We start from the raw sequence: 24,837 nt of genomic DNA on the forward strand, positions 1-24,837 counted from the left end.
GCCCATTGGCCGGTTTATTTGTTTTTGCACCCTTCGCACCAGCAGCCTCAAGCCGCTTGCGCCGCCAGGGCCTGACACAGCACCGCTGCCAGCCGCTTGAGCCCTTCGTCCAGCCGTGCCGGGTCGATGTGGCTGAAGTTCAGGCGCAAATGCCCCGGATTGCTGTCCGGTTCAGGGAAGAACGGCTCGCCCGGCATGAACGCCACATCCGCTGCCAGTGCGGCCTTGAGCAACGTACGCGTGTCCAGCGGCTGCTTGAGTGTCAGCCAGAAAAACAGCCCGCCCTGCGGCACGTTCCAGTCCGCCAAATCAGCAAAATGCGTTTCCAGGGCTGACTGGAACGCGTCCCGACGAACCCGGTAGAAGTCCCGCAGCTCGCTCAAGTGATGCTGGAATTTGTCGGTGCCGATCCACTGCAGCGCTTGCCACTGGCCCACGCGATTGGTGTGCAGGTCGGCCGATTGCTTGAGTTTCAGCAAGTGCGGAAAGAGATCCGGACTGGCGATCAGATAACCGACTCGCAATCCGGGCAACAGGGTTTTCGACACGGTGCCGGTGTAGATCCAGCTGGCCTTTTTCAAGCGGCTGACAATCGGTGTGGCGCTGCCACCGTCGAAGGTCAGCTCGCGGTAAGGCTCGTCTTCGATCAAGGTCACGCCGAACTCATCGAGCAAGGCTGCCACGGCATCGCGCTTGGCTTCGCTGTAGCGCACGGCTGAAGGATTCTGAAAAGTCGGGATCAGGTAGATGAACGCCGGACGGTGTTTCTCCAGACGAGTACGCAACTGCACCAGGTTCGGGCCATCAGCCTCCAGCGCGACAGTGATGCAGTCAGCGCCGAACAGCTGAAAAATCTGCAACGCCGCCAGATAAGTCGGCGCCTCGAGCAAAATTTCGGTGCCGTTGTCGATGTACAGCTTGGCCGCCAGATCGAGGGTTTGCTGGGAGCCACTGACCACCAACACCTGACTCGCCTCGCAGGGTACGCCCAGCGCTCGCGCCTCTGCTGCCAGCGCTTCACGCAGCGCCGGCTCACCTTCGCTCATGCCGTATTGGCCCATGGACAACGGCATGTCGGCCCACTCGACTTTTGGCAGCATGGCTTCGGCGGGCAAGCCGCCGGCGAACGACATCACTTCCGGGCGCTGGGCGGCGGCGAGAATTTCACGGATCAAAGAACTTTTAAGGCGCGAGACACGTTCGGAAAATGCCATGGGGTCACCGGTAGCGAGGCCTGAGAAAAATGAGTCAAACTGATTGACCGAAATTACGACAGACCGGACGGATACGTCAACATGCTTGACCTTAAAAACCCCGCGACTCAGCAACAAGCGATGGAAGCGTTTTTCTTCGGTTACCAGGCGTTCACTGCGAAAGCCGACGAAATGCTCGAGCGTCGTGGCTTGAGCCGGGTGCATCAACGCATTGTGTTTTTCATCGCGCGCTACCCGAACCTGAGCGTCAAGGAGTTGCTGGCGTTGCTCGGGGTGACGAAGCAGGCGCTGAACATTCCGCTGCGTCAGTTGGTGGAAATGCATCTGGTGAACAGTGTCGCGTCCGAAACCGACAAGCGTAAGCGGTTGCTGGAGCTGACTGACGATGGCGCGCGTTTCGAGCAGTCATTGCGCCGTGAGCAGGTGAAATTGCTGGAGCGGGTATTTGCCGAGGCTGGGGAGACGGCGGTGAATGGATGGTTAGCGGTGAATCTGGCTTTAGGAAAAACCCAAGCGCCAACCGAGTAACCGATCGTCTATAGCCGATATATCCCGATCAACAAACTTTTCGTCTACAAAATCAAAAACATTATTTGCTTTATTTGTATACAAAAGCATAATCCACTTCGTGCGAGTTCCTGACCAAGCGGTCAACAAATCGCAAGTACCTCAAAGGGTCGCTGCCACCCTCATGGGTCCGGCCCTGGAAATAACAATAAAACTCTTGAGGAGTATTCGCTGTGGAAAGCCGCAAATCCGAAGCCCCGACGCTGGAACTCTCGCCGCCATTACGCAATGGCTGGCTGGAGCGCATCTTCAAACTCAGCTTGCATGGCACCACGGTGAAGACCGAGTTGATTGCCGGTCTGACAACCTTCATCACCATGGCCTACATCATCTTCGTCAACCCTAACATCATGGCCGACGCCGGAATCGATCACGGTGCGGCGTTCGTCGCCACCTGCATCGCCGCCGCGCTGGGTTGTCTGTTGATGGGTCTGTACGCCAACTGGCCGGTCGGCCTCGCGCCGGGCATGGGCCTGAACGCCTTCTTCACCTACACCGTGGTCGGCACCATGGGTTACAACTGGGAAACTGCCCTTGGCGCGGTGTTTGTTTCCGGTGTGTTGTTCATGTTTCTGACCTTTTCGCGGATCCGCGAATGGCTGCTCAATAGCATACCGGTGAGTTTGCGCTTTGCCATGGGCGCCGGTGTGGGCCTGTTTTTAGGGCTGATCGGCTTGAAAACCGCGGGCATCGTGGTCGACAGCCCGGCCACCCTGATCAAGCTCGGCTCCCTGCGCGAGCCTGGCCCGCTGCTGGCCGCCATCTGCTTCCTGATGATCGCCGTACTCAGCTACCACAAAGTGTTCGGCGCGATTCTCATCAGCATCATCACCGTCACCCTGGCGGGTTGGGGCCTGGGCCTGGTGCACTACGAGGGCCTCATGTCCGCCCCGCCGAGCCTGGCGCCGACCTGGATGGCCATGAACATCGCGGGCGTGTTCAACGTCAGCATGATCAGCGTGGTGCTGGCCTTCCTCTTCGTGCACATGTTCGACACCGCCGGCACCTTGATGGGCGTCGCCCAGCGCGCCGGCCTGGTGAACGCCGACGGCAAGATCGAAAACCTCTCCCGCGCCCTGAAAGCCGACAGTGCGTCCAGCGTATTCGGGGCGATGGTCGGCGTTCCGCCGGTCACCAGCTACGTGGAAAGTGCCGCGGGTGTAGCCGCTGGTGGTCGGACTGGTCTTACCGCCGTGACCGTAGGTGTGCTATTTATTGCCGCAATGTTTTTCGCACCGCTGGCTGGCATGATCCCCGCTTACGCAACCGCCGGTGCGCTGATTTATGTGGCGATGCTGATGATGGGCGGCATGGCGCACATCGAATGGGACGAAGCGACCGACAGCATTCCGGCGATCGTAACCGCGATCATGATGCCCCTGACCTTCTCGGTCGCCGACGGCATCGCGCTGGGCTTTATCACTTACGTGGTACTGAAGGCCTGCACCGGTAAGCACAAGGAAATTTCCATCAGTCTGTGGGTGCTCTGCGCGATCTTCATCGCCAAGTTCATTTTCTTGTAAGCCGTAGACGTTTCAAAACAGCCTCACCCCGTCGGGTGAGGCTTTTGTGCAAATGGAGGAAAGTGATGAGTCTGGAAACCTGGCTGCTGTTCAGCGGCGCTGCGCTGGTGGTAATCCTGATCCCGGGGCCACTGTCTTTGCTGATGATCAGCAACAGTCTGAATTACGGTTTGCGCCGTTCTTACCCGGCGTTTCTGGGTGGCGTGATTGCCTCGATCTGCTTGCTGAGTGCGTCGGCGCTGGGGTTGGGCGCCTTGCTGCTGGCATCGGAACAGTTGTTCAGCGCCCTGAAGATCGTCGGGGCGCTGTACCTGTTCTACCTGGCCTGGCAGAGTTGGCAGCAATCGCGTCAGCCCTCCCACGGCGCTGAAGTGCCCCAGGCTGCGCCGGTTCCACGCTTTCGCGCACTGTTCGGGCGCGCGTTCATGTTGGGCGCCAGCAACCCGAAAGACATTCTGTTCTTCGCCGCTTTCCTCCCGCAGTTCCTCAGTGCCGAGCAACCGTTTCTGCCGCAGTTGCTGGTGATGATTGCGACCTGGACCGTGCTGGATTTGCTGTGCAAGTTGGCTTATGGATTAGGTGCACACGGGGCTGCGCGGTATTTGCGCAGTGGCAAGGGTCAGAGCTGGTTTAATCGGGTGAGTGCGGGGTTGTTTAGCGGGGCCGGGGCTGCGTCTCTTCTGAGCCGCTAAGAGCAAAAGCATCGCGAGCAGGCTCGCTCCCACATTGGCATGCATACCCCTGTGGGAGCGAGCCTGCTCGCGATGGCGTCATCACAAACAACACATTTCTCACAGACGAAAAAAAGCCCGCAGTGTGAGCGGGCGAAAGACCAAAGAAGCTATATGCGCAGGATTCTGGGGGGAAAGTCCTAGCTTCCTCTGTAGGTCGAATAGCTGTATGGCGAAATCAGCAACGGCACGTGGTAGTGATCCTGTTCCGCAGAGATGCCAAAACGCAGCACCACCACATCCAGGAACGCGGGCTCTGGCAGCTGAACGCCACGGGCGCGGTAATAATCGCCCGCATGAAACTGAACCTGATAGACCCCTGAACGGTAGTCATCGCCTTGCAGCAGCGGTGCATCGACCCGGCCATCGCTGTTGGTTATCGCAGTGGCGACCAATTCCAGCTGCGAACCTTCAACGCGGTACAACTCGACCTTGATCGAGCTGCCCGGGCAACCGTGTGCAGCGTCCAAAACGTGTGTTGTCAAACGTCCCATTGATTCTGCGCGCCTGCCTGCATGAAGCAGTCAGACCTCGCGCCTCCCGAAGTCAGTTGAAAAGGAGACCGCACCGATTCGGAGCACGAAACGCTGCGGCGAGCGACTGATTAAGACACTTTTCAAAAAAATTGTACACAATAAAAACAACATATTTACCGCTATACCCGTCATTCAGCGATTCCCGACGAATCTGCCACCGAACCATAGGATCAAAGGACCTTCCATCCATTAGCTGACCAATCAGGCAGGTTTCTTGCAATAACATGTGAAGATGACAGTTTTGAAAAATGCAAAAAAACAGGCTTACAAAGTGGATATAAAGTTGTATACAATCAGCCCATCGCTGTGACGCCAGCCTGTCATCACACTGCAGGCCGCCTCACAAATCTGACCTTGAACAAGTCGAACGAATAAGAAGGAAGACTGCAGTGAGCGCTGACTACCCACGCGACCTGATCGGTTACGGCAGTAACCCTCCTCACCCACACTGGCCGGGCAATGCCCGCATCGCCTTGTCCTTCGTGCTCAATTACGAAGAAGGCGGCGAGCGCAATATCCTGCACGGCGATAAAGAATCTGAAGCCTTCCTTTCGGAAATGGTCTCGGCGCAGCCGCTGCAAGGCGCGCGCAACATGAGCATGGAATCCCTTTACGAGTATGGCAGCCGCGCCGGCGTCTGGCGGGTTCTGAAACTGTTCAAGGAATTCGACATTCCGCTGACCATCTTCGCCGTGGCCATGGCCGCCCAGCGCCACCCGGACGTGATCCGCGCGATGGTCGATGCCGGCCACGAGATCTGCAGCCACGGCTATCGCTGGATCGACTACCAGTACATGGACGAAGCGCAGGAACGCGAGCACATGCTCGAAGCGATCCGCGTCCTCACCGAAATCACCGGCGAACGTCCACTGGGCTGGTACACCGGCCGCACCGGCCCGAACACTCGTCGACTGGTGATGGAAGAAGGCGGTTTCCTCTACGACTGCGATACCTACGACGACGACCTGCCCTACTGGGAACCGAACAACCCGACCGGCAAGCCGCACCTGGTGATTCCGTACACCCTGGACACCAACGACATGCGCTTCACCCAGGTCCAGGGTTTCAACAAGGGCGACGACTTCTTTGAATACCTCAAAGACGCCTTCGACGTGCTGTATGCCGAAGGCGCCGAAGCACCGAAGATGCTGTCGATCGGCTTGCACTGCCGTCTGATTGGCCGTCCGGCGCGTCTGGCCTCGCTCAAGCGCTTTATCGAATACGCTAAAAGTCATGAACAGGTGTGGTTCAGCCGTCGCGTCGACATCGCTCGCCACTGGCACGAAACCCACCCGTATCAAGGGGCCTCGAAATGAGTCAGTTCCAAACCCTGAAGCCATCGACCCTGAGCCGCGACGCGTTTGTCGCCGCTTTCGCCGACATCTACGAACATTCGCCATGGGTGGCCGAGAAGGCCTTCGACCTGGGCCAGGACGCTTCGATCGACGAGATCGAAACCCTGCACCAGCGCATGAGCGACATCCTGTTGAGTGCCGATCACGAAGGCCAATTGGCACTGATCAACGCTCACCCGGACCTGGCCGGCAAAGCCGCCGTCCAGGGCCAGCTGACCGCAGCCAGCACTGAAGAACAGTCTGGCGCGGGTATTCACCAATGCACGGCCGAAGAGTTTCAACGCTTCACCGAGCTGAACGACGCCTACAAAGCCAAGTTCAAGTTTCCCTTCATCATGGCGGTAAAAGGCAGCAACCGGCATCAGATCCTCGCGGCGTTCGAAACGCGCATTCACAACCCGCAAGACACCGAGTTCAAATGCGCGCTGGCGGAAATCAACAAGATTGCCCTGTTCCGATTACTGACCCTATAGCGAGCCTGGCCCGAGTGCTCTCAAACGCAAAAAGCACCCAGGGCCTCGCAAGCATCCCAAGCCAACTAATTAAAGGCAGACAAGAAGAATGAAAGCTTACGCCGTACCTTTCGAGAAGTTCGTCAACCTGGCCGACGCCCGTCTGGGCACCAAAATCATCTCGGTCACCGATGACTGGTTCGCTGATGCCAACCGCCTGTTCCAGCCGACCCCGGCTGTATGGAAGGAGGGCGTGTTCGATGACAACGGCAAGTGGATGGACGGCTGGGAGTCGCGCCGCAAGCGCTTCGAAGGCTACGACAGCGCCGTGATCCGCCTGGGCGTACCGGGTTCGATCAAAGGCGTGGACATCGACACTTCATTCTTCACCGGCAACTTCCCGCCGTCGGCCTCCCTGGAAGCGTGCTTCCTGGCCTCGGGCGAGCCGGACGAAAACACCCAGTGGACTGAAGTGCTGTCCGCCGTCGAGCTGCAAGGCAACAGCCACCACTTCCACGAAATCAACAACGACCAGGCGTTCAGCCACCTGCGTTTCAACATCTACCCGGATGGTGGCGTGGCCCGTCTGCGTGTTTACGGTGTTCCGTTCCGCGACTGGTCCGCTGTCGGCGACAACGAGCAAGTTGATCTGGCAGCAGCCCTGAACGGTGGCCGCGCCCTCGCCTGCTCCGACGAACACTTCGGTCGCATGAGCAACATCCTCAACCCGGGCCGTGGCATCAACATGGGCGACGGCTGGGAAACCGCACGTCGTCGCACGCCAGGCAATGACTGGGTCATCGTCGCGCTGGGTCATGCCGGCGAGATCGAGAAAGTCATCGTCGACACCCTGCACTTCAAGGGCAACTACCCGGACACATGCTCGATCCAGGGCGCGTTCGTGAAGGGCGGTACTGACAGCCAGATCGAAACCCAATCGCTGTTCTGGCGCGAATTGCTGCCGGCGCAGAAACTGGAAATGCACGCCGAACACACCTTCGCCGAGCAGATCAAGGCGCTGGGCCCGATCACCCACATCCGCCTGAACGTGTTCCCGGACGGTGGTGTGAGTCGCCTGCGGGTATTGGGCAAGGTCGCTAAATAAGCGCTGAACCCAATCGCCAGCAGGCTGGCTCCCACAGGGGAATGCATTCCAAATGTGGGAGCTGGCCTGCCAGCGATAGCAATAGAACCAACAACACAGAACTCGGAAAAGAAGACCAGCATGCGCACATTGACGATTGAACCGCTGACCAAAGAAGCCTTCGCCCCTTTCGGTGACGTGATCGAAACCGACGGCAGCGATCACTTCATGATCAACAACGGTTCGACCATGCGCTTTCACAAACTGGCGACGGTGGAAACCGCCACGCCAGAGGACAACGCGATCATCAGCATCTTCCGCGCCGACGCGCAGGACATGCCGCTGACCGTCAGCATGCTGGAGCGTCACCCGCTGGGCAGCCAGGCTTTCATTCCGCTGCTCGGCAACCCCTTTCTGATCGTGGTCGCGCCACTTGGCGATGAACCTGTATCAGGCTTGGTCCGCGCCTTCGTCACCAACGGCAGGCAGGGCATTAATTACCATCGCGGCGTTTGGCACCATCCGGTGCTGACGATCGAAAAGCGGGATGACTTCCTGGTGGTTGATCGCAGTGGCACAGGCAATAACTGCGATGAGCATTTTTTCAAAGAGGATGAGCGTTTGATCCTCGCCCCCCACCAATAAGAGAAGGTCTGATCACTCGACAACAGAGTGACAGGCGAGAGGTAAAGACTGTGGAAGCACATCTGTTGGAATGGCTGAACCTGAGCGTGCGCTGGGTTCACATGATTACTGGCGTGGCCTGGATCGGCGCGTCGTTCTATTTCGTCTGGCTGGAAAACAACCTCAATCGGGTCAACCCGAAAAGTGGTCTGGCGGGCGATTTGTGGGCGATCCACGGCGGCGGTATCTATCACCTGGAAAAATACAAACTGGCTCCACCGACCATGCCGGACAACCTGCACTGGTTCAAATGGGAAGCCTATTTCACCTGGATGTCGGGGATCGCGCTGCTGTGCGTGGTGTTCTACTCCAACCCGACGCTGTACCTGCTGGCACCGGGCAGCAGCCTGACCGGCCCTGAAGGGGTCGCACTGGGCATTGCCTCGTTGTTCGTCGGCTGGTTCGTCTACTCCTTCCTTTGCGACTCAGCCCTGGGCAAACGCCCTGCCCTGCTAGGCGGAATCCTGTTCGTGCTGATCATTGGCGCCGCTTACGGCTTCAGCAAAGTGTTCAGCGGTCGTGGTGCGTACCTGCACGTCGGCGCGATCATCGGCACCATCATGGTCGGCAACGTGTTCCGCATCATCATGCCGGCGCAGCGCGCACTGGTTGCCGCGATTGCCGAAAACCGCACGCCGGATCCGGCACTGCCGGCCAAAGGCTTGCTGCGTTCGCGTCACAACAACTACTTCACCTTGCCGGTGCTGTTCATCATGATCAGCAACCACTTTCCGAGCACCTACGGCAGCCAATACAACTGGCTGATCCTGGCCGGGATCGCGGTGCTGGCGGTGTTGGTGCGTCACTACTTCAACACCCGTCATGACAGCCACAAGTTCGCCTGGACCTTGCCCGTCGCGGCAGTCGGCATGATCTGCCTGGCTTACGTAACTGGCCCGGCACAGATGCCGAGCGCTCCTGAAGTAGCCAAGGCACCCGGCACCATCGAGTACCAGCCGCTGCCGGAAACTGCCCTCGGTGGCGGTGTGAAACCTGAAGCGGCGAAACCTGCTGCGCCTGCCGCTGCACCGGCTCAGGCGTCCAACGCCGGCCCCGTTTTCGACAAGGTGCACAGCGTGATTCAGGAACGTTGCGCGGTTTGCCACTCGGCCAAACCGACCAGCCCGCTGTTCAGTGCCGCACCGGCCGGCGTGATGTTCGATACCCCCGAGCAGATCCGTCAGAACGCGGCGCGCATCCAGGCTCAAGCCGTCACCAGCCAGATCATGCCACTGGGCAACATCACCCAGATGACCCAGCAGGAACGTGACCTGATCGGTGCGTGGATTGTTCAGGGAGCTCCAACCAATTAACCGTTGAAAAGCTTCGCGGGCAAGCTCGCTCCCACAGGTTCTGTATGGTCTGTGTAGGAGCGAGCCTACTCGCGAATGGCCGCAACGCGGCCCCCTGATACAAAAATCACAAGAATAAAAAAGATCCGAGGTGTTGCATGTCCGAGCTATCCAAAGCGCGCATCCCCGACGCACCCGCCATTCAGCGTTTACCCCTTTTGCAACTGATCCTGGTTGGTCTGCAACACGTTCTGCTGATGTACGGCGGCGCCATCGCAGTGCCGCTGATCATCGGACAGGCCGCTGGCCTGAGTCGTGAAGAAATCGCCTTCCTGATCAACGCCGACCTGCTGGTGGCCGGGATCGCTACCATCGTGCAGTCGCTAGGCATCGGCCCCATGGGCATTCGCATGCCGGTGATGATGGGCGCCAGTTTCGCCGCCGTCGGCAGCATGGTCGCCATGGCCGGCATGCCGGGCATCGGTCTGCAAGGGATCTTCGGTGCAACCATCGCCGCCGGATTCTTCGGCATGATCATCGCGCCATTCATGTCCAAAGTCGTACGCTTCTTCCCGCCTCTGGTGACCGGCACAGTCATCACCTCGATCGGTTTGTCGCTGTTCCCCGTGGCCGTGAACTGGGCGGGTGGCGGTGCTGGCGCCGCGCAATTCGGCTCACCGATTTACCTGGCCATCGCCGCGCTGGTGCTGGCCACCATTCTGCTGGTCCACCGCTTCATGCGCGGTTTCTGGGTCAACATTTCCGTGCTGATCGGCATGTGCCTGGGTTACGTGCTCTGCGGCCTGATCGGTATGGTCGACCTGAGTGGCATGGCCCAGGCGCCGTGGCTGCAATTCGTGACCCCGCTGCATTTCGGCATGCCGAAGTTCGAACTCGCACCGATCCTTTCCATGTGCCTGGTGGTGGTGATCATCTTCGTCGAGTCCACCGGGATGTTCCTGGCGCTGGGCAAAATCACCGGTCAGGAAGTCTGCCCACGGATGCTCCGTCGCGGGTTGTTGTGTGATGCCGGCGCCTCGTTCTTCGCCGGTTTCTTCAACACCTTCACCCACTCCTCTTTCGCGCAGAACATCGGCCTGGTGCAGATGACTGGCGTGCGTTGCCGCTCGGTGACCATCGTCGCCGGCGGTTTGCTGGTGGTGTTGAGCCTGTTGCCCAAAGCCGCGTTCCTCGTTGCCTCGATTCCACCGGCCGTACTGGGCGGCGCGGCGATTGCGATGTTCGGCATGGTCGCCGCCACCGGCATCAAGATTCTTCAGGAAGCCGACATCGGTGACCGTCGCAACCAATTGCTGGTGGCGGTGAGCATCGGCATGGGGCTGATTCCGGTGGTGCGTCCGGAGTTCTTCGCGCACCTTCCGATGTGGATGAGTCCCATCACTCACAGCGGTATTGCCATGGCGACGTTGAGTGCTTTGTCGCTGAACCTGCTGTTCAACATCCTCGGCGGCGCCGAACGCGCGGCCATCAACGCCTGCCACGCGCACCCGCATTAACTGACTAAAACCACAAACCCTGTGGGAGCTGACCTGCTCCCACAGGTCAGTGGCTGCCTGCGCCTCAAACAATAAAAACAAGAGGGAGCAACAGATGATTCGGACACAGACAAACATGCTGTTGGGCGGTGGCTTATTGGCCGCCAGTCAAGCCATGGCCGGCGATTTACTGCTGTGGCAGACCAACAGCCTGAGCTATCTGTATGGCAAGAATTTCGCGGTCAACCCGTCGATCCAGCAGACGATAACCTTTGAGCACGCCGACCGCTGGAAGTACGGCGACAACTTCCTGTTCGTCGACAGCACTTACTACAACGGCGAGAAAGACCGGAACAAAGGTGTTCACGCCTATTACGGCGAGTTCAGTCCGCGCCTGTCTTTCGGCAAAATCCTCGACCGCCGTTTCGAATTCGGCCCGATCAAGGACGTGTTGCTGGCCATGACCTACGAGAATGGCGAAGACGACACCGAGGCCTATCTGATCGGCCCCGGTTTCGACCTCGCGGTACCGGGCTTCAATTTTTTCACCTTGAACTTCTACTATCGCCAGACCGAAGGCTCGCGTCCCGGCGACGATGTCTGGCAGATCACGCCGGCCTGGTCCTACACCCTGCCATTGGGCAGCTCGAACCTGTTGATCGACGGCTACATCGACTGGGTCGTGGATAACGATCAGAACTCACAGGGCACCTACCACGCCAACCTGCACTTCAACCCGCAGATCAAATATGACCTGGGGAAGGCCTTGGGCTGGCGGGAGAAACAGGTGTACGTCGGCGTCGAGTACAGCTACTGGAAAGACAAATACGGCATCGAGAACACCGCCAACTTCGACACTAATGAGAACACCACCAGCCTGCTGGTGAAGGTGCATTTCTAGATGATCCGCAACCGTGCTCCAAACCTGTCGTCGGTGCGCTGTTGCGGGGCACTTGAGACCTGGCCAAGGAGTCAGTATTCTCCGCGGCCGCCCGAATCTGGTCTAAAAAAAAGCCCGGATTTAATTCCTGACCAGAAAGCCAACTTATCCCGGCTCTGGACGGTACCAAGGCACTCCAAAACCACTCTCAATCGACTGCTCTTGAGCCGCCGAACGGGAGTTTTTTGGCTTTTCAAAAGCCTTGGCTCAGCTCTTGCTAACAGCACTGAAGCTGACCGATTGGATGATTTTTACAGCTACAGAAAAAGGCGCCACACCAGAGCGCCGACCTTAGAAAAATAACGTGGAACCACCTACTTTTTGGGAGCAACCGAATGAAACGTACGTGCACTAGCCTGATGCTGGCGGGATCTTTGCTGGCCGGGGGCCAGGCCATGGCCGGCGACTTGCTGCAATGGCAGAACAACAGCCTGACCTACCTGTATGGCAAGGACTTCCAGGTCAATCCGCGCATTCAGCAGACGGTGACCTTCGAACACGTCGATGGCTGGAAATACGGCGACAACTTCATGTTCGTCGACAAGATTTTCTACAACGGCAAGGACGATAGCTACGCCGGCTCGAACACCTACTACGGCGAGATCAGCCCACGCTTGTCGTTCGGCAAGATCTTCGACCAAAAGCTCGAATTCGGCCCGATCAAAGACGTACTGCTGGCCATGACCTACGAGTTCGGTGAAAACGATACCGAGTCCTACTTGATCGGTCCTGGTTTCGACCTGGCGATCCCGGGCTTCGACTACTTCCAGCTGAACTTCTACAACCGTCATACCGAAGGCGACCGCCCAGGTGACAATATCTGGCAGGTCACTCCGGTCTGGTCTTACACCATCCCGGTGGGTGATTCGAACATCCTGATCGACGGTTTCATGGACTGGGTGGTCGACAACGACGTCAACAAAAAAGGCGAATACCACGCCAACCTGCACTTCAACCCACAGGTCAAGTACGACTTGGGCAAGGCGCTGAACCTTGGCGAAAAGCAGTTGTACGTCGGCGTCGAGTATGACTACTGGAAAAACAAGTACGGTATTGAAGACAGTCAGGGCTTCAAAACCGATCAGAGCGTAACCAGCTTCCTGGTCAAGGTTCACTTCTGATTTAAAGTCAAAAGATCGCAGCCTTCGGCAGCTCCTACAGGGGTATACGTTCCAATGTAGGAGCTGGCGCAGCCTGCGATCTTTGCTTTATGACAATCCCAGAAACCGGGACAACTCATCCCGCTTGGCCAGCGCATCCCGCCGCCCCAAATCAATCAATTCGCTGCAATACCCCGCCTCGAACAGCAGATAACTCAGCACCCCCGCCCCGCTCGTCCTGGTCGCCCCCGGCCCGCGCAGAAACAGGCGCAGCGCCGCCGGTAATTCCTGCCGATGCCGCGCCGCAATCTCATCGATCGGCTGACTCGGCGAAATCACCAGCACCTCCACCGGCGCCACACCCAGCGCGCGCGTCGGCGTGCCATCGGGCAGCAGATGACTGAACTGATTGAGCCGCTGCAGCAACTCGATGTCACTTTCCAGGCTGTCAATGAACGTGCTGTTGAGCATGTGCCCACCGATCTGCGCCAGGCTCGGCTGCTGACCGGTGTAGACGCGCTGCAGCGGTTGTTCCGGGTCGACGCCGCGGGGGTTGCCGCTGACGCCCACCACCAGCACTCGGCTGGCGCCCAGGTGCAGCGCCGGACTGATCGGTGCCGACTGACGTACCGCGCCGTCGCCGAAATACTCTTCACCGATTTTCACTGGCGCAAACAACAGCGGAATGGCGGAACTGGCCAGCAAGTGATCGACGGTCAATTGCGTGGGGACGCCGATTCGCCGATGGCGCAACCAGGCATTGATGGTGCCGCCACCCTGATAAAAGGTCACCGCCTGACCGGACTCGTAGCCGAACGCAGTCACCGCAACCGCCTGCAACTGCTTCTGTGCAATGGCCTCGGCAATCCCGCTCATCTGCAGTTTGTCGTTGAGCAATCGGCGTAGCGGCGAGCTGTTGAGCAAGGCCACCGGCACCTGAGCGCCAATCCCGAGCAAACTGTGGCTGACAAAACGGCTGGCCTGGTGGATCACGCCCGGCCAGTCGCTGCGCAGCACCAGATGACTGCGAAAGCCCTGCCAGAAGGCTGTCAGACGTTGAATCGCACCACGAAAATCCATCGCCCCGCTGGCGAGGCTGACCGCGTTGATTGCGCCGGCCGAGGTGCCGACGATCACCGGAAACGGATTGCTCGCGCCGACCGGCAACAGCTCGGCAATCGCCGCCAGCACCCCCACCTGATAGGCCGCCCGAGCCCCGCCGCCGGAAAGAATCAACCCTGTAACCGGTTCAGCAGGACTCATCGCAACACTCCATGGTGCTTATAAGGACGGTGGTTCAACCGCGTTTTGCGTACAGCTTCGGCTCACCCGGCGGACGGCTCTTGAAGCGGCGATGGGCCCAGAGGTATTGCTCTGGACATTCACGCAAGACGCCTTCGATCCATTGGTTGATCCGCAGGCAATCGGCCTCTTCGGTTTCGCCAGGGAAACCCTCGAGCGGTGCGTGAATCACCAGTCGATAACCGCTGCCATCTGCCAGACGTTCCTGAGTGAACGGCACCACCAGCGCCTTGCCCAACCGCGCAAACTTGCTGGTGGCGGTGACGGTCGCGGCCTGAATCCCGAACAGCGGCACGAAGATACTTTGCTTGGCGCCATAGTCCTGATCCGGTGCGTACCAGATTGCCCGGCCTGCGCGCAGCAATTTGAGCATGCCGCGCACGTCGTCGCGCTCCACCGCCAGCGAGTCGACGTTGTGCCGCTCGCGCCCCAGGCGCTGGACGTAGTCGAACAACGGATTTTTGTGTTCGCGGTACATGCCATCAATGGTGTGCTGCTGGCCGAGCAACGCCGCGCCGATTTCCAGCGTGGTGAAATGAACAGCCATCAGGATCACGCCTTTGCCGTCACGCTGGGCTTTTTTCAAATGCTCCAACCCTTCGACATGGGCCAGCTTCGCCAGACGCTCGCGCGACCACCACCAGCTCATGGCCATTTCGAAAAACGCGATGCCCGTTGAGGCAAAGTTTTCCTTGAGCAGGCGCTTGCGCTCGGCAGCGGTTTTTTCAGGGAAACACAGTTCCAGATTGCGCTTGGCAATGCGCCGTCTGTCGCCCGCTACTCGATACATCAATGCACCCAGGGCGCGACCGATCGACAGCAACGCCGGATACGGCAACTGCACAATCAGCCACAACAGCCCCAAGCCACACCACAGCGGCCAGAAACGTGGAGATAGAAATGCTGTTCGAAAACGCGGGCGATCCATTAAAGGTTCCGGAAAGACAATGGCCGCGCATTCTACATCGTTCGACCCGGCTTGCGGCTCGCGGGCGTTCTCGTTATAAGTCTCGGCACTTTTAGTGACAAGTCGTTGTATGCCGACCATGAGCCAAACCGAACCGCTAGACCAAGATCCCGTGTTCCAGCTGAAGGGCAGCATGCTCGCCATTACGGTGCTGGAACTGGCCCGTAACGACCTCGAGAACCTCGATCGTCAACTGGCCGCCAAGGTCGCCCAGGCGCCTAACTTCTTTAGTAACGCGCCATTGGTGCTGGCCCTGGACAAACTTCCGGCCAGCGAAGGCGCAGTCGATCTGCCGGGCCTGATGCGCGTCTGCCGCCAACATGGCCTGCGCACCCTGGCGATCCGTGCCAGCCGCATCGAAGACATCGCCGCGGCCATCGCGGTCGACCTGCCGGTGCTGCCACCGTCCGGCGCCCGTGAACGTCCGCTTGACCCGCTTGAAGGCCAAGTCATAAAAAAACCGGAAAAACCGCCGGAGCCGACTATCAAGCCAACGAAGATCATCACCTCGCCCGTACGCGGTGGGCAGCAGATTTATGCCCAGGGTTGCGATCTGGTGGTGATCTCGTCGGTCAGCCCTGGGGCGGAACTTCTCGCCGACGGGAACATCCATGTATACGGCCCGATGCGTGGTCGAGTGTTGGCCGGCGTCAAAGGCGACACGAAAGCCAGGATTTTCTGTCAGCAAATGAGCGCTGAACTGGTCTCCATCGCAGGCCACTACAAGGTTTCGGAGGATCTGCGTCGCGACCCTTTGTGGGGCGCGGGTGTACAGGTCAGCCTGTCGGGCGATGTGTTGAACATCATTCGGCTTTAACGGATACTGCCGCATTTTCCAAACATCTCTAAAACGTAGCGAAAACGGCTCAAACGAAGTAGGAAAAAGGCCATAAGCAGTGTTTACCCGAGGTAAGCGCCGTTCTGGACCGAATTCCAGCCAAGGCTGTCCGACTGCAGTAGTTTTTCTAGAGATGTTTTTCAGGGGCTAAATGTCCTTTTTCCTTAGGGGTGAAACACCTTGGCCAAGATTCTCGTGGTTACATCCGGCAAGGGTGGTGTGGGTAAGACCACCACCAGTGCTGCTATCGGTACCGGCCTCGCACTGCGCGGTCACAAAACAGTTATCGTCGACTTCGACGTCGGTTTGCGTAACCTCGACCTGATCATGGGTTGCGAGCGTCGCGTGGTGTATGACTTCGTCAACGTGGTCAACGGCGAAGCCAACCTGCAACAAGCCCTGATCAAAGACAAACGCCTGGAAAACCTCTACGTACTGGCCGCCAGTCAGACTCGCGATAAAGACGCGCTGACTGTGGAAGGCGTGGAAAAAGTGTTGATGGCGCTGAAAGAAGACTTCGAGTACGTGGTCTGCGACTCTCCGGCCGGCATCGAAAAAGGCGCCCACCTGGCCATGTACTTCGCAGACGAAGCGATTATCGTGACCAACCCGGAAGTGTCCTCGGTTCGTGACTCGGACCGCATGCTCGGCCTGCTGGCCAGCAAATCGCGCCGCGCTGAAAAAGGCGAAGAGCCGATCAAGGAACACCTGCTGCTGACCCGCTACAACCCGCAACGAGTCAGTGACGGCGAGATGCTCGGCGTCGAAGACGTCAAAGAGATTCTGGCGGTCGCCCTGCTGGGTGTCATTCCGGAATCCCAAGCGGTTCTCAAGGCTTCCAACTCGGGCGTGCCGGTCATTCTCGACGACCAGAGCGATGCCGGTCAGGCATACAGCGATGCGGTCGATCGTCTGCTGGGCAAAAACGTGGAGCATCGTTTTCTCGATGTAACGAAGAAGGGATTCTTCGAGCGCCTGTTTGGAGGTAGATAATGAATCTTTTTGACTTCTTTCGTGCCAGCAAAAAGGTCAGCACCGCGTCGGTAGCGAAAGAGCGTCTGCAGATCATCGTGGCGCACGAACGCGGCCAACGCAGTACACCGGACTACCTGCCAGCCTTGCAGAAGGAATTGGTCGAGGTCATCCGCAAGTACGTCAATATCGGGTCCGATGACGTGCACGTCGCTCTGGAAAACCAGGGCAGCTGCTCGATTCTGGAACTCAATATCACCCTGCCAGATCGCTGAGTCGATCCGGCTGGAGCCACGGCGGCTCAGGCCCCTTCTGTTCATGGAAGGGGCCTGAGCCGCCGTTGGCGTTTGTTACGAGGCTGTTTTAATGCCGCTGTCCAACATCAGCATCATCCATGAGGACGCCGCCGTACTGGTGGTGAACAAACCGACCCTGCTGCTCTCTGTCCCTGGCCGGGCCGATGACAACAAGGACTGCCTGATTACCCGCCTGCAAGAAAACGGCTACCCGGAAGCGCGAATTGTCCATCGTCTGGACTGGGAAACTTCCGGCATTATTCTGTTGGCCCGTGACCCGGACACTCATCGCGAGCTGTCTCGGCAATTTCACGACCGCGAAACCGAAAAGGCCTACACCGCCCTGTGCTGGGGACAACCGGAACTGGACAGTGGCAGCATCGATCTGCCGTTGCGCTACGACCCGCCGACCAAGCCACGCCATGTGGTGGACCATGAATTCGGTAAAAATGCCCTGACCTTCTGGCGCGTACTGGAGCGTTGCGGCGATTGGTGTCGTGTCGAATTGACGCCGATCACCGGCCGCTCCCATCAGTTGCGCGTGCACATGCTTTCCATCGGCCACCCACTGCTGGGTGACGGGCTGTATGCCCACGAGCAAGCACTGGCCGCCTGGCCACGACTATGTTTGCACGCGAGCATGCTGAGTTTTACTCACCCGCAAAGCGGCGAACGCTTGCGCTTCGAGTGCCCTGCTCCTTTTTAAGCAACCGCCGAACCAAAAAACGCCCTTCCATTGAAGGGCATTTTTTTTATTTCTTGTTACAAATCGACGTGAAATTGGCGTGAAAATATTGTCATGAATTTGTAATGAAACGTAAAATAGCGGCACTTTGATATCAGGCAGGAAGCCCTCGTGCTCAGCAACAAGACATTCCAAGACGACTACCCATTCACCTTCTGCCTTTTCAACACCACGCTACACCTTAGCGCGCAGCGTTCAGCCGAAGCACAACAGGCGCTTGAACATCTCATACACAAACGACGTACCCACAAGCTCACCCGTGCGAGTGCGCCACTGGCCTCCGGCGATACGCCGCTGTTTGCCAAGGTCCAGCCGCTGGATACCTTGAAGGCAAAAATGCGCGTGACCTTTGGCAAACCACAGCGCAATGGCCGATTCGACTGGCCGCTGGAAGAGTTGATCAATACGCTCGAAGCACAACGCCGTGGCGCACAAATGCCGTCGCTGCAAGGGTTTGGTTACACCAAGGACCGACTGGGGCTGACCCAGGAATATTTCATTATCACGCGCCTGCTCCACGATCATATCGACGGCGTGCAATGGCTTAAACGCAACCCGGACAGCGTCGAAACATTCATTCTCGACGCCTTCGAATTGCTGAGTTCCTTGTCGCGCAAGAACATCACGCACATGGATTTCTGGGCCGGCAACATCATGATCCCGGAAACGCCGCGGACCCCACTCAAAGCCATCGACTTTGAAAACTGCTTTGCCGGACAGACAAACCATCAAAGCGAAACCCTGGGCTTTCAACTGGGCTTCTTCTATCGCCGGGACATTTACAAGCTCATCACCGAAGCCGCCTATGACCGACTGGTGGACGAGTACATTCGACAGATCCCGGGTATCTCGAAGGAAAAATTCAACGAGGTGTACCTCGCGAGCAAACATGAATATGTGGGCCGCAAGCAACGTCGCGAAGTGTTCCTCAATGGCAACCTGATCACCGGTTGACTCATCCTCTTCGCCAATCGGCAGCTGGCGCACGTCGAACGGCATTGTCGCTGCAATGCCGTGAGCCAATACGTTAAACTTGCGCCATTGCTGTCTGGAGCTACTTATGCGCGAAGAGTTGAATCAAGGCCTGATCGATTTCCTCAAGGCCTCCCCCACCCCATTCCATGCCACCGCCAGCCTTGTTCAGCGCCTGGAAGCGGCGGGCTATCAACGCCTTGACGAGCGCGAGCCATGGACCACCGAAGCCAACGGTCGCTACTACGTCACCCGTAACGACTCGTCGATCGTCGCGTTCAAGATGGGCCGTCATTCGCCCCTGCACGGCGGCATTCGCCTGGTTGGCGCGCACACCGACAGCCCGTGCCTGCGCGTCAAACCCCAGCCGGAACTGCAACGTCAGGGCTTCTGGCAGCTGGGTGTCGAAGTCTATGGCGGCGCACTGCTGGCGCCATGGTTCGACCGCGACCTGTCCCTGGCCGGCCGCGTAACCTTCCGCCGTGACGGCAAGGTCGAGAGCCAGCTGGTCGACTTCAAGGCGCCGATCGCCATCATCCCGAACCTGGCCATTCACCTGAACCGTGAAGCCAACATGGGCTGGGCGATCAACGCCCAGACCGAACTGCCGCCAATCCTTGCGCAATTTGCCGGTGACGAGCGCGTGGACTTCCGCGCCGTGCTCACCGATCAACTCGCCCGCGAACATGGCTTGAACGCCGACGTGGTGCTCGACTATGAGCTGAGCTTCTACGACACCCAAAGCGCTGCGGTCATCGGCCTGCATGGCGATTTCATTGCCGGGGCGCGCCTGGACAACCTGCTGTCGTGTTATGCCGGCCTGCAAGCCTTGCTGACCACCGAAACCGACGAAACCTGCGTGCTGGTCTGCAACGATCACGAAGAAGTCGGTTCCTGCTCGGCCTGCGGCGCCGATGGCCCGATGCTGGAGCAGACGCTGCGTCGCCTGCTGCCTGAAGGTGATGAATTCGTACGGACCATTCAGAAATCCCTGCTGGTCTCGGCCGACAACGCCCACGGCGTGCACCCCAACTACGCCGACAAGCACGATGCCAATCACGGCCCGAAACTCAACGCCGGCCCGGTGATCAAGGTCAACAGCAACCAGCGCTACGCCACCAACAGCGAAACCGCCGGGTTCTTCCGCCATCTGTGCATGGCCGAAGAAGTGCCGGTACAGAGCTTCGTGGTGCGCAGCGACATGGGTTGCGGCTCGACCATCGGCCCGATCACCGCCAGCCACCTGGGCGTACGCACCGTGGACATCGGCCTGCCAACCTTCGCCATGCACTCGATCCGTGAACTGTGCGGCAGCCATGACCTGGCGCACCTGGTCAAAGTGTTGAGCGCGTTTTACGCCTGCCAAGAATTGCCGTAATCCGTGTAGGAGCCGGTAGGAGCTGTCGAGAGAAACGAGGCTGCGATCTTTTGATCTTGTTTTTAAATAGCAAAGTCAAAAGATCGCAGCCTCGTTTCACTCGACAGCTCCTACACTTTCAATACCCCTTTCGACAAGGCAGTCGCTCATGATCTCGTTGTCTTCGTTTCACGCCATGCTGATCCCGATTCTTTCCGGGATGATCATGCTGGCAATCGGCTTCAATTTTCGCGACAAGAACATCGGCGTGTTCGCGATGTGGATCGGCATGCTGATGATCCTCGCCACCGTGATTTTCAAGATCCTCGCCAAACTCAACGAATAAATCCTCACCCCCGGCTCGCATTGATTTTGACGGGCTCGTACACTCGGTCGATCCGCTCATCCCGAGGTTGACCGCCTAGTGTTCGCTCGTCTTTTTGCCCTGCCGTGTTTATTCCTTGTCTGCCTCATGACGCTGCTGCCGATGGCGCCTGCCCAGGCGGTCGGCTTGCCCAGCCTGCTCAACAGCTCGGCAAAACAGCCAGAGGCGCAAGAGCCCTTGGGGCAATCCCTGGATGAAGTCATCAAGTCGCTGGAGAACGATCAGCAACGCTCCAAATTGCTGGCGGATTTGAAGAAGCTGCGCGATGTCACCAAAAAGGCCCAGCCGGTCACCGAAGTAGGCGTCCTGGGACTGATCGGTGGCACCCTGGCCAGTTTCGAAAAGCAGTTTTCAGGCGCCGACAGCCCTCTCACTCGCTGGTCCGAAGAGTTCAAACTGGCTGAAGATGAACTGACAGCGCTGGTGCTGCCGGCCAATGAATGGCTGCCGATCATCTTTGCCTTTGCCATGATCCTGATGCTCTGGAGTTTGCTGGCCGCCGCGCTGATCTGGGTCAGCCACCGGGTGCGGATGCGCTTCGGCCTGACCGAAGAACTGCCGCAGCACCCCAAGGCCCTGGACATGCTGCGCTTCGCCCTGCGCAAACTCGGGCCGTGGCTGATTGCCTTGGTGATGACGGTCTACATGAGCTACGCCCTGCCCTCGTCACTGGGCAAAAGCCTGGCCATGGTGTTGGCTTATGCGCTGGTGGTCGGCACCTGTTTTTCGGCGATCTGCGTGATCGCCTTTTCGGTGCTCGACGGCCCACACCGCCACCGGGCCTTGTACATCCTGCGGCATCAAGCCTTTCGGCCGCTGTGGCTGATCGGCAGTTTTGCCGCCTTCGGTGAAGCCCTGAGCGATCCGCGACTGGTCGAAAGCCTTGGCAGTCATCTGGCGCACACCGCCGCGACGGTCGCCAACGTACTGGCAGCATTGTCCACAGGGCTGTTCATCCTGCGGTTCCGTCGCCCCATCGCCCACTTGATCCGCAACCAACCGCTGTCCCGGCGCCTGACCCGCCGCGCCCTCAGCGACACGATCGAGATTCTCGGGACCTTCTGGTACATGCCGGCGCTAGTGCTGGTGGGTATTTCGCTGTTCGCCACGTTCGTCTCGGCCGGCGATACCAGCACTGCACTGCGTCAGTCGCTGATCTGCACCGTGCTGCTGGTGTTGTGCATGGTCATCAACGGCTTGGTGCGCCGCCATTCACTCAAACCGCAGCGCAGCGTGAAGCGTCATGCGCTGTATTCGGAGCGCCTGAAAAGCTTCTTCTACACACTCGCTCATGTGGTGGTGTGGCTCGCGTTCATCGAACTCGGCCTGCGGGTCTGGGGCATGTCGCTGATCCGTTTCACCGAAGGCGAAGGCCATGAAGTCAGCGTCAAACTGTTCAGCCTTGGCGGCACGCTGATTTTTGCCTGGCTGATCTGGATTCTCAGCGACACCGCCGTGCACCACGCCCTCACCCGCTCGCGCAAAGGCCTGGCAAATGCCCGCGCGCAGACAATGATGCCGCTGATCCGCAACGTGTTGTTCGTGGCGATTTTCATCATTGCGCTGATCGTCGCCCTGGCGAACATGGGCATGAACGTCACACCATTGCTGGCCGGTGCCGGCGTGATCGGCCTGGCCATCGGTTTCGGTGCACAGTCACTGGTGGCGGACCTGATCACCGGGCTGTTCATCATCATCGAAGACTCGCTGGCCATCGACGACTACGTCGACGTCGGAGGCCACCTCGGCACCGTCGAAGGGCTGACCATTCGTACCGTGCGCCTGCGGGACATCGACGGTATCGTCCACACCATTCCGTTCAGCGAAATCAAAAGCATCAAGAACTACTCCCGGGAATTCGGCTACGCGATTTTCCGGGTGGCGATCCCCTCCGGCATGGACATCGATAACGCGATCAAACTGATGCGCGACGTCGGTCAGAAGATGCGCACCGACCCACTGCAACGGCGCAACATCTGGTCGCCACTGGAGATTCAGGGTGTCGAGAGTTTCGAGTCAGGCAACGCGATTCTTCGCGCCCGGTTCAAGACCGCGCCGATCAAGCAGTGGGAAGTGTCCCGAGCGTTCAACCTGTCACTCAAGCGACACCTGGACGAAGCCGGGCTCGACCTGGCGACACCACGCATGAGCGTGCAGGTGATCACGGCAGGTGGCGGCCAAACGCAGGAATAGCCCTGTAGCAGTTGCCGAACGCAGCCTCGCAGGCTCGACAGCTGCTACAAACGGCGCCCAAAAAAAATCCCCGAACCAGTCGGGGATTTTTTATGTTCGATCAATCAGCCCGAGAGCGGATCAATCTTCGCGATAGCGACGCAGCTTCAACTGCTTACCGGCAACGCGAGTGTCCTTCAGCTTGGTCAGCAGACGCTCCAGACCATCTTCCGGCAGCTCAACGAGGCTGAAGCTGTCACGCACCTGGATGCGACCGATTGCTTCGCGAGCCAGACCACCCTCATTGAGGATAGCGCCCAGCAGGTTCTTGGCAGCGATACCGTCACGCGCACCCAGCGCGGTACGGCAACGAGCACGACCTTCGGCCAATGGAACCGGAGCACGACGCTCACGATCACCACGGTCCGGACGATCACCGGTACGCTCTGGACGATCGCCACGCGGTGCGTTGTTCGGCACCAGTGGACGTTCTTTCTCGATGGCAGCCAGGGTCAACGCCTGAGCGTTGGTTGCCTTGCGCAGCAGAGCAGCGGCCAGTGCACGCGGGGTGCAACCGATGTCGGCAGTCAGGCGATCCAGCAGATCACCGTGAGTCGATTCGGCATCAGCCACCAGCGGCGACAGGCTGTTGGTCAGTTTCTTGATGCGGGCATCGAGAACAGCCTGAGCGTCCGGCAGGCGAACTTCGGCAACTTTCTGACCGGTTACACGCTCGATCACTTGCAGCATGCGGCGCTCACGTGGAGTCACCAGCAGCAGTGCACGACCTTCGCGACCGGCACGGCCGGTACGGCCGATACGGTGAACGTAGGACTCTGGATCGTACGGCATGTCAACGTTGAACACGTGAGTGATGCGCGGAACGTCCAGACCACGAGCAGCAACGTCGGTCGCCACAACGATGTCCAGACGGCCATCCTTGAGGGATTCGATCACGCGCTCACGTTGGTTCTGAGCAATGTCACCGTTCAGCGCAGCGGCTTTGTAGCCTTTGGCTTCCAGGGCACTGGCCAGGTCCAGGGTCGCTTGCTTGGTGCGCACGAACATGATCAGGGCATCGAAGTCTTCAACTTCCAGCAGGCTCAATACAGCCGAGGTCTTCTGGTCAGCGTGAACCAACAGGTGAGCCTGTTCGATCGCGGTAACGGTCTGAGTCTTGGTCTGGATCTTCACGTGTTGCGGATCGCGCAGATGGCGTTCGGCAATGGCACGGATCGACTGCGGCAAGGTGGCCGAGAACAATACGGTCTGACGGGTTGGAGGCAGAGCCTTGAAGATAACTTCGAGGTCGTCCATGAAACCCAGTTTCAACATTTCGTCAGCTTCGTCGAGAACCAGGTGGTTCACGGTCGACAGAACTTTTTCGTCGCGACGCAGGTGGTCGCACAGACGGCCCGGAGTGGCGACAACGATCTGTGCGCCATTACGGATTGCTTTCAGTTGTGGACCCATAGGGGCGCCGCCGTAAACGGCCACAACGGTAACGCCCGGCATTTGCTTGGCGTAGGTTTCGAAAGCGGTTGCTACTTGCAGCGCCAACTCACGGGTTGGCGCCAGGATCAGGGCTTGCGGCTCGCGCTTGGCAGGATCGATGCGATGCAGGATCGGCAGGGCGAACGCAGCGGTTTTACCCGTACCGGTTTGCGCCTGACCAATCATGTCGTGGCCGGCCATGATGATCGGGATCGATTGCTGCTGAATAGCCGAAGGCTCTTCGTAGCCAGTCGCAATGACGGCTGCAAGAATATTCGGATTAAGATTAAAAGCGGCGAAGCCGCCGGTTTCCTGGGTCATGGGTCTGCCTCTAAGTGCATCCGCAAAGACCCATGCTCCAAA

24 protein-coding genes are annotated in these 24,837 nt (G+C 58.8%); 19 read left to right on the plus strand and 5 right to left on the minus strand.

The window, feature by feature from the left end; genetic code table 11:
* Nucleotides 1-47: 47 nt before the first annotated feature.
* Nucleotides 48-1,214 carry an aminotransferase-like domain-containing protein gene (locus ACYZTZ_RS17900; RefSeq protein ID WP_461999210.1) on the minus strand — a complete coding sequence of 389 codons (1,167 nt, stop codon included), beginning with the start codon at nt 1,212-1,214 and terminating at the stop codon, nt 48-50.
* An 81-nt stretch (nt 1,215-1,295) separates the two neighbouring features.
* On the opposite strand from ACYZTZ_RS17900, the gene ACYZTZ_RS17905 reads away from it, so the two are divergent.
* From ACYZTZ_RS17905 to ACYZTZ_RS17915, 3 genes are all read left to right on the plus strand, one after another.
* Nucleotides 1,296-1,742 carry a MarR family winged helix-turn-helix transcriptional regulator gene (locus ACYZTZ_RS17905; protein ID WP_429510574.1) on the plus strand — a complete coding sequence of 149 codons (447 nt, stop codon included), beginning with the start codon at nt 1,296-1,298 and terminating at the stop codon, nt 1,740-1,742.
* A gap of 212 nt (nt 1,743-1,954) precedes the next feature.
* Nucleotides 1,955-3,304, plus strand: a complete 1,350-nt coding sequence (locus tag ACYZTZ_RS17910) for an NCS2 family permease (protein WP_056740374.1) — start codon at nt 1,955-1,957, stop codon at nt 3,302-3,304.
* A gap of 65 nt (nt 3,305-3,369) precedes the next feature.
* A complete protein-coding gene (locus tag ACYZTZ_RS17915) occupies nt 3,370-3,996 on the plus strand; it encodes a LysE family translocator (protein ID WP_008146144.1) in 627 nt (208 codons plus the stop codon).
* A 179-nt stretch (nt 3,997-4,175) separates the two neighbouring features.
* Here ACYZTZ_RS17915 and uraH read toward each other — a convergent pair whose 3' ends face one another.
* A complete protein-coding gene (gene uraH / locus ACYZTZ_RS17920) occupies nt 4,176-4,529 on the minus strand; it encodes a hydroxyisourate hydrolase (protein ID WP_008146146.1) in 354 nt (117 codons plus the stop codon).
* A 431-nt stretch (nt 4,530-4,960) separates the two neighbouring features.
* Between uraH and puuE the strand changes: the two genes are divergently transcribed.
* The 8 genes from puuE to ACYZTZ_RS17960 all read left to right on the plus strand — a co-directional run bounded on the left by puuE (nt 4,961) and on the right by ACYZTZ_RS17960 (nt 12,995).
* Nucleotides 4,961-5,887, plus strand: coding sequence for an allantoinase PuuE (puuE, locus tag ACYZTZ_RS17925; RefSeq protein ID WP_046047506.1), 927 nt, complete (start codon nt 4,961-4,963; stop codon nt 5,885-5,887).
* Nucleotides 5,884-6,399: a 2-oxo-4-hydroxy-4-carboxy-5-ureidoimidazoline decarboxylase gene (uraD, locus tag ACYZTZ_RS17930; RefSeq protein ID WP_415757132.1), complete on the plus strand. Its 516-nt coding sequence runs from the start codon at nt 5,884-5,886 to the stop codon at nt 6,397-6,399. The genes puuE and uraD overlap by 4 nt, the downstream gene beginning before the upstream one ends.
* 88 nt (nt 6,400-6,487) lie before the next feature.
* Nucleotides 6,488-7,483, plus strand: a complete 996-nt coding sequence (gene alc / locus ACYZTZ_RS17935; protein ID WP_150656316.1) for an allantoicase — start codon at nt 6,488-6,490, stop codon at nt 7,481-7,483.
* A gap of 120 nt (nt 7,484-7,603) precedes the next feature.
* The gene (locus ACYZTZ_RS17940; RefSeq protein WP_007960046.1) at nt 7,604-8,107 is read left to right on the plus strand and encodes an ureidoglycolate lyase; all 504 of its coding nucleotides are present in this window, start codon (nt 7,604-7,606) and stop codon (nt 8,105-8,107) included.
* Between the two features lie 50 nt (nt 8,108-8,157).
* Nucleotides 8,158-9,459, plus strand: coding sequence for a urate hydroxylase PuuD (locus ACYZTZ_RS17945; RefSeq protein WP_461999211.1), 1,302 nt, complete (start codon nt 8,158-8,160; stop codon nt 9,457-9,459).
* Nucleotides 9,460-9,596: 137 nt separating this feature from the next.
* Complete coding sequence (locus ACYZTZ_RS17950; RefSeq protein ID WP_461999212.1) at nt 9,597-10,955, plus strand: nucleobase:cation symporter-2 family protein; 1,359 nt, start codon at nt 9,597-9,599, stop codon at nt 10,953-10,955.
* Between the two features lie 94 nt (nt 10,956-11,049).
* Nucleotides 11,050-11,835, plus strand: coding sequence for an outer membrane protein OmpK (locus ACYZTZ_RS17955; protein ID WP_461999213.1), 786 nt, complete (start codon nt 11,050-11,052; stop codon nt 11,833-11,835).
* A 374-nt stretch (nt 11,836-12,209) separates the two neighbouring features.
* Nucleotides 12,210-12,995: an outer membrane protein OmpK gene (locus ACYZTZ_RS17960; RefSeq protein ID WP_140680101.1), complete on the plus strand. Its 786-nt coding sequence runs from the start codon at nt 12,210-12,212 to the stop codon at nt 12,993-12,995.
* Nucleotides 12,996-13,082: 87 nt separating this feature from the next.
* On the opposite strand, the gene ACYZTZ_RS17965 is transcribed toward ACYZTZ_RS17960, so the two are convergent.
* Nucleotides 13,083-14,237, minus strand: coding sequence for a patatin-like phospholipase family protein (locus ACYZTZ_RS17965; RefSeq protein WP_461999214.1), 1,155 nt, complete (start codon nt 14,235-14,237; stop codon nt 13,083-13,085).
* A 34-nt stretch (nt 14,238-14,271) separates the two neighbouring features.
* Nucleotides 14,272-15,204 carry a lipid A biosynthesis lauroyl acyltransferase gene (locus tag ACYZTZ_RS17970; protein WP_076027967.1) on the minus strand — a complete coding sequence of 311 codons (933 nt, stop codon included), beginning with the start codon at nt 15,202-15,204 and terminating at the stop codon, nt 14,272-14,274.
* A gap of 118 nt (nt 15,205-15,322) precedes the next feature.
* Here ACYZTZ_RS17970 and minC point away from each other — a divergent pair, with 118 nt between their 5' ends.
* The 8 genes from minC to ACYZTZ_RS18010 all read left to right on the plus strand — a co-directional run bounded on the left by minC (nt 15,323) and on the right by ACYZTZ_RS18010 (nt 23,001).
* Nucleotides 15,323-16,060 (plus strand): septum site-determining protein MinC, encoded by a 738-nt coding sequence (minC, locus tag ACYZTZ_RS17975; RefSeq protein ID WP_461999215.1) that lies wholly within the window; start codon nt 15,323-15,325, stop codon nt 16,058-16,060.
* A 201-nt stretch (nt 16,061-16,261) separates the two neighbouring features.
* Nucleotides 16,262-17,074 carry a septum site-determining protein MinD gene (gene minD / locus ACYZTZ_RS17980; RefSeq protein WP_056740357.1) on the plus strand — a complete coding sequence of 271 codons (813 nt, stop codon included), beginning with the start codon at nt 16,262-16,264 and terminating at the stop codon, nt 17,072-17,074.
* The gene (gene minE / locus ACYZTZ_RS17985; RefSeq protein ID WP_007898843.1) at nt 17,074-17,328 is read left to right on the plus strand and encodes a cell division topological specificity factor MinE; all 255 of its coding nucleotides are present in this window, start codon (nt 17,074-17,076) and stop codon (nt 17,326-17,328) included. Before minD ends, minE begins: the two co-directional genes overlap by 1 nt.
* A 91-nt stretch (nt 17,329-17,419) precedes the next feature.
* Nucleotides 17,420-18,055: an RluA family pseudouridine synthase gene (locus ACYZTZ_RS17990; RefSeq protein ID WP_056740354.1), complete on the plus strand. Its 636-nt coding sequence runs from the start codon at nt 17,420-17,422 to the stop codon at nt 18,053-18,055.
* A 150-nt stretch (nt 18,056-18,205) separates the two neighbouring features.
* Nucleotides 18,206-19,048 carry a protein kinase family protein gene (locus ACYZTZ_RS17995; RefSeq protein WP_461999216.1) on the plus strand — a complete coding sequence of 281 codons (843 nt, stop codon included), beginning with the start codon at nt 18,206-18,208 and terminating at the stop codon, nt 19,046-19,048.
* Between the two features lie 106 nt (nt 19,049-19,154).
* Nucleotides 19,155-20,444 carry a M18 family aminopeptidase gene (locus ACYZTZ_RS18000; RefSeq protein WP_149629396.1) on the plus strand — a complete coding sequence of 430 codons (1,290 nt, stop codon included), beginning with the start codon at nt 19,155-19,157 and terminating at the stop codon, nt 20,442-20,444.
* Between the two features lie 148 nt (nt 20,445-20,592).
* A complete protein-coding gene (locus tag ACYZTZ_RS18005; protein ID WP_177338837.1) occupies nt 20,593-20,769 on the plus strand; it encodes a hypothetical protein in 177 nt (58 codons plus the stop codon).
* Between the two features lie 78 nt (nt 20,770-20,847).
* Nucleotides 20,848-23,001 (plus strand): mechanosensitive ion channel family protein, encoded by a 2,154-nt coding sequence (locus ACYZTZ_RS18010; RefSeq protein ID WP_461999217.1) that lies wholly within the window; start codon nt 20,848-20,850, stop codon nt 22,999-23,001.
* Between the two features lie 120 nt (nt 23,002-23,121).
* On the opposite strand, the gene ACYZTZ_RS18015 is transcribed toward ACYZTZ_RS18010, so the two are convergent.
* A complete protein-coding gene (locus ACYZTZ_RS18015) occupies nt 23,122-24,795 on the minus strand; it encodes a DEAD/DEAH box helicase (protein WP_008146183.1) in 1,674 nt (557 codons plus the stop codon).
* Nucleotides 24,796-24,837 lie beyond the last annotated feature (42 nt).

This window comes from Pseudomonas sp. LB3P58 (genome assembly GCF_054897895.1).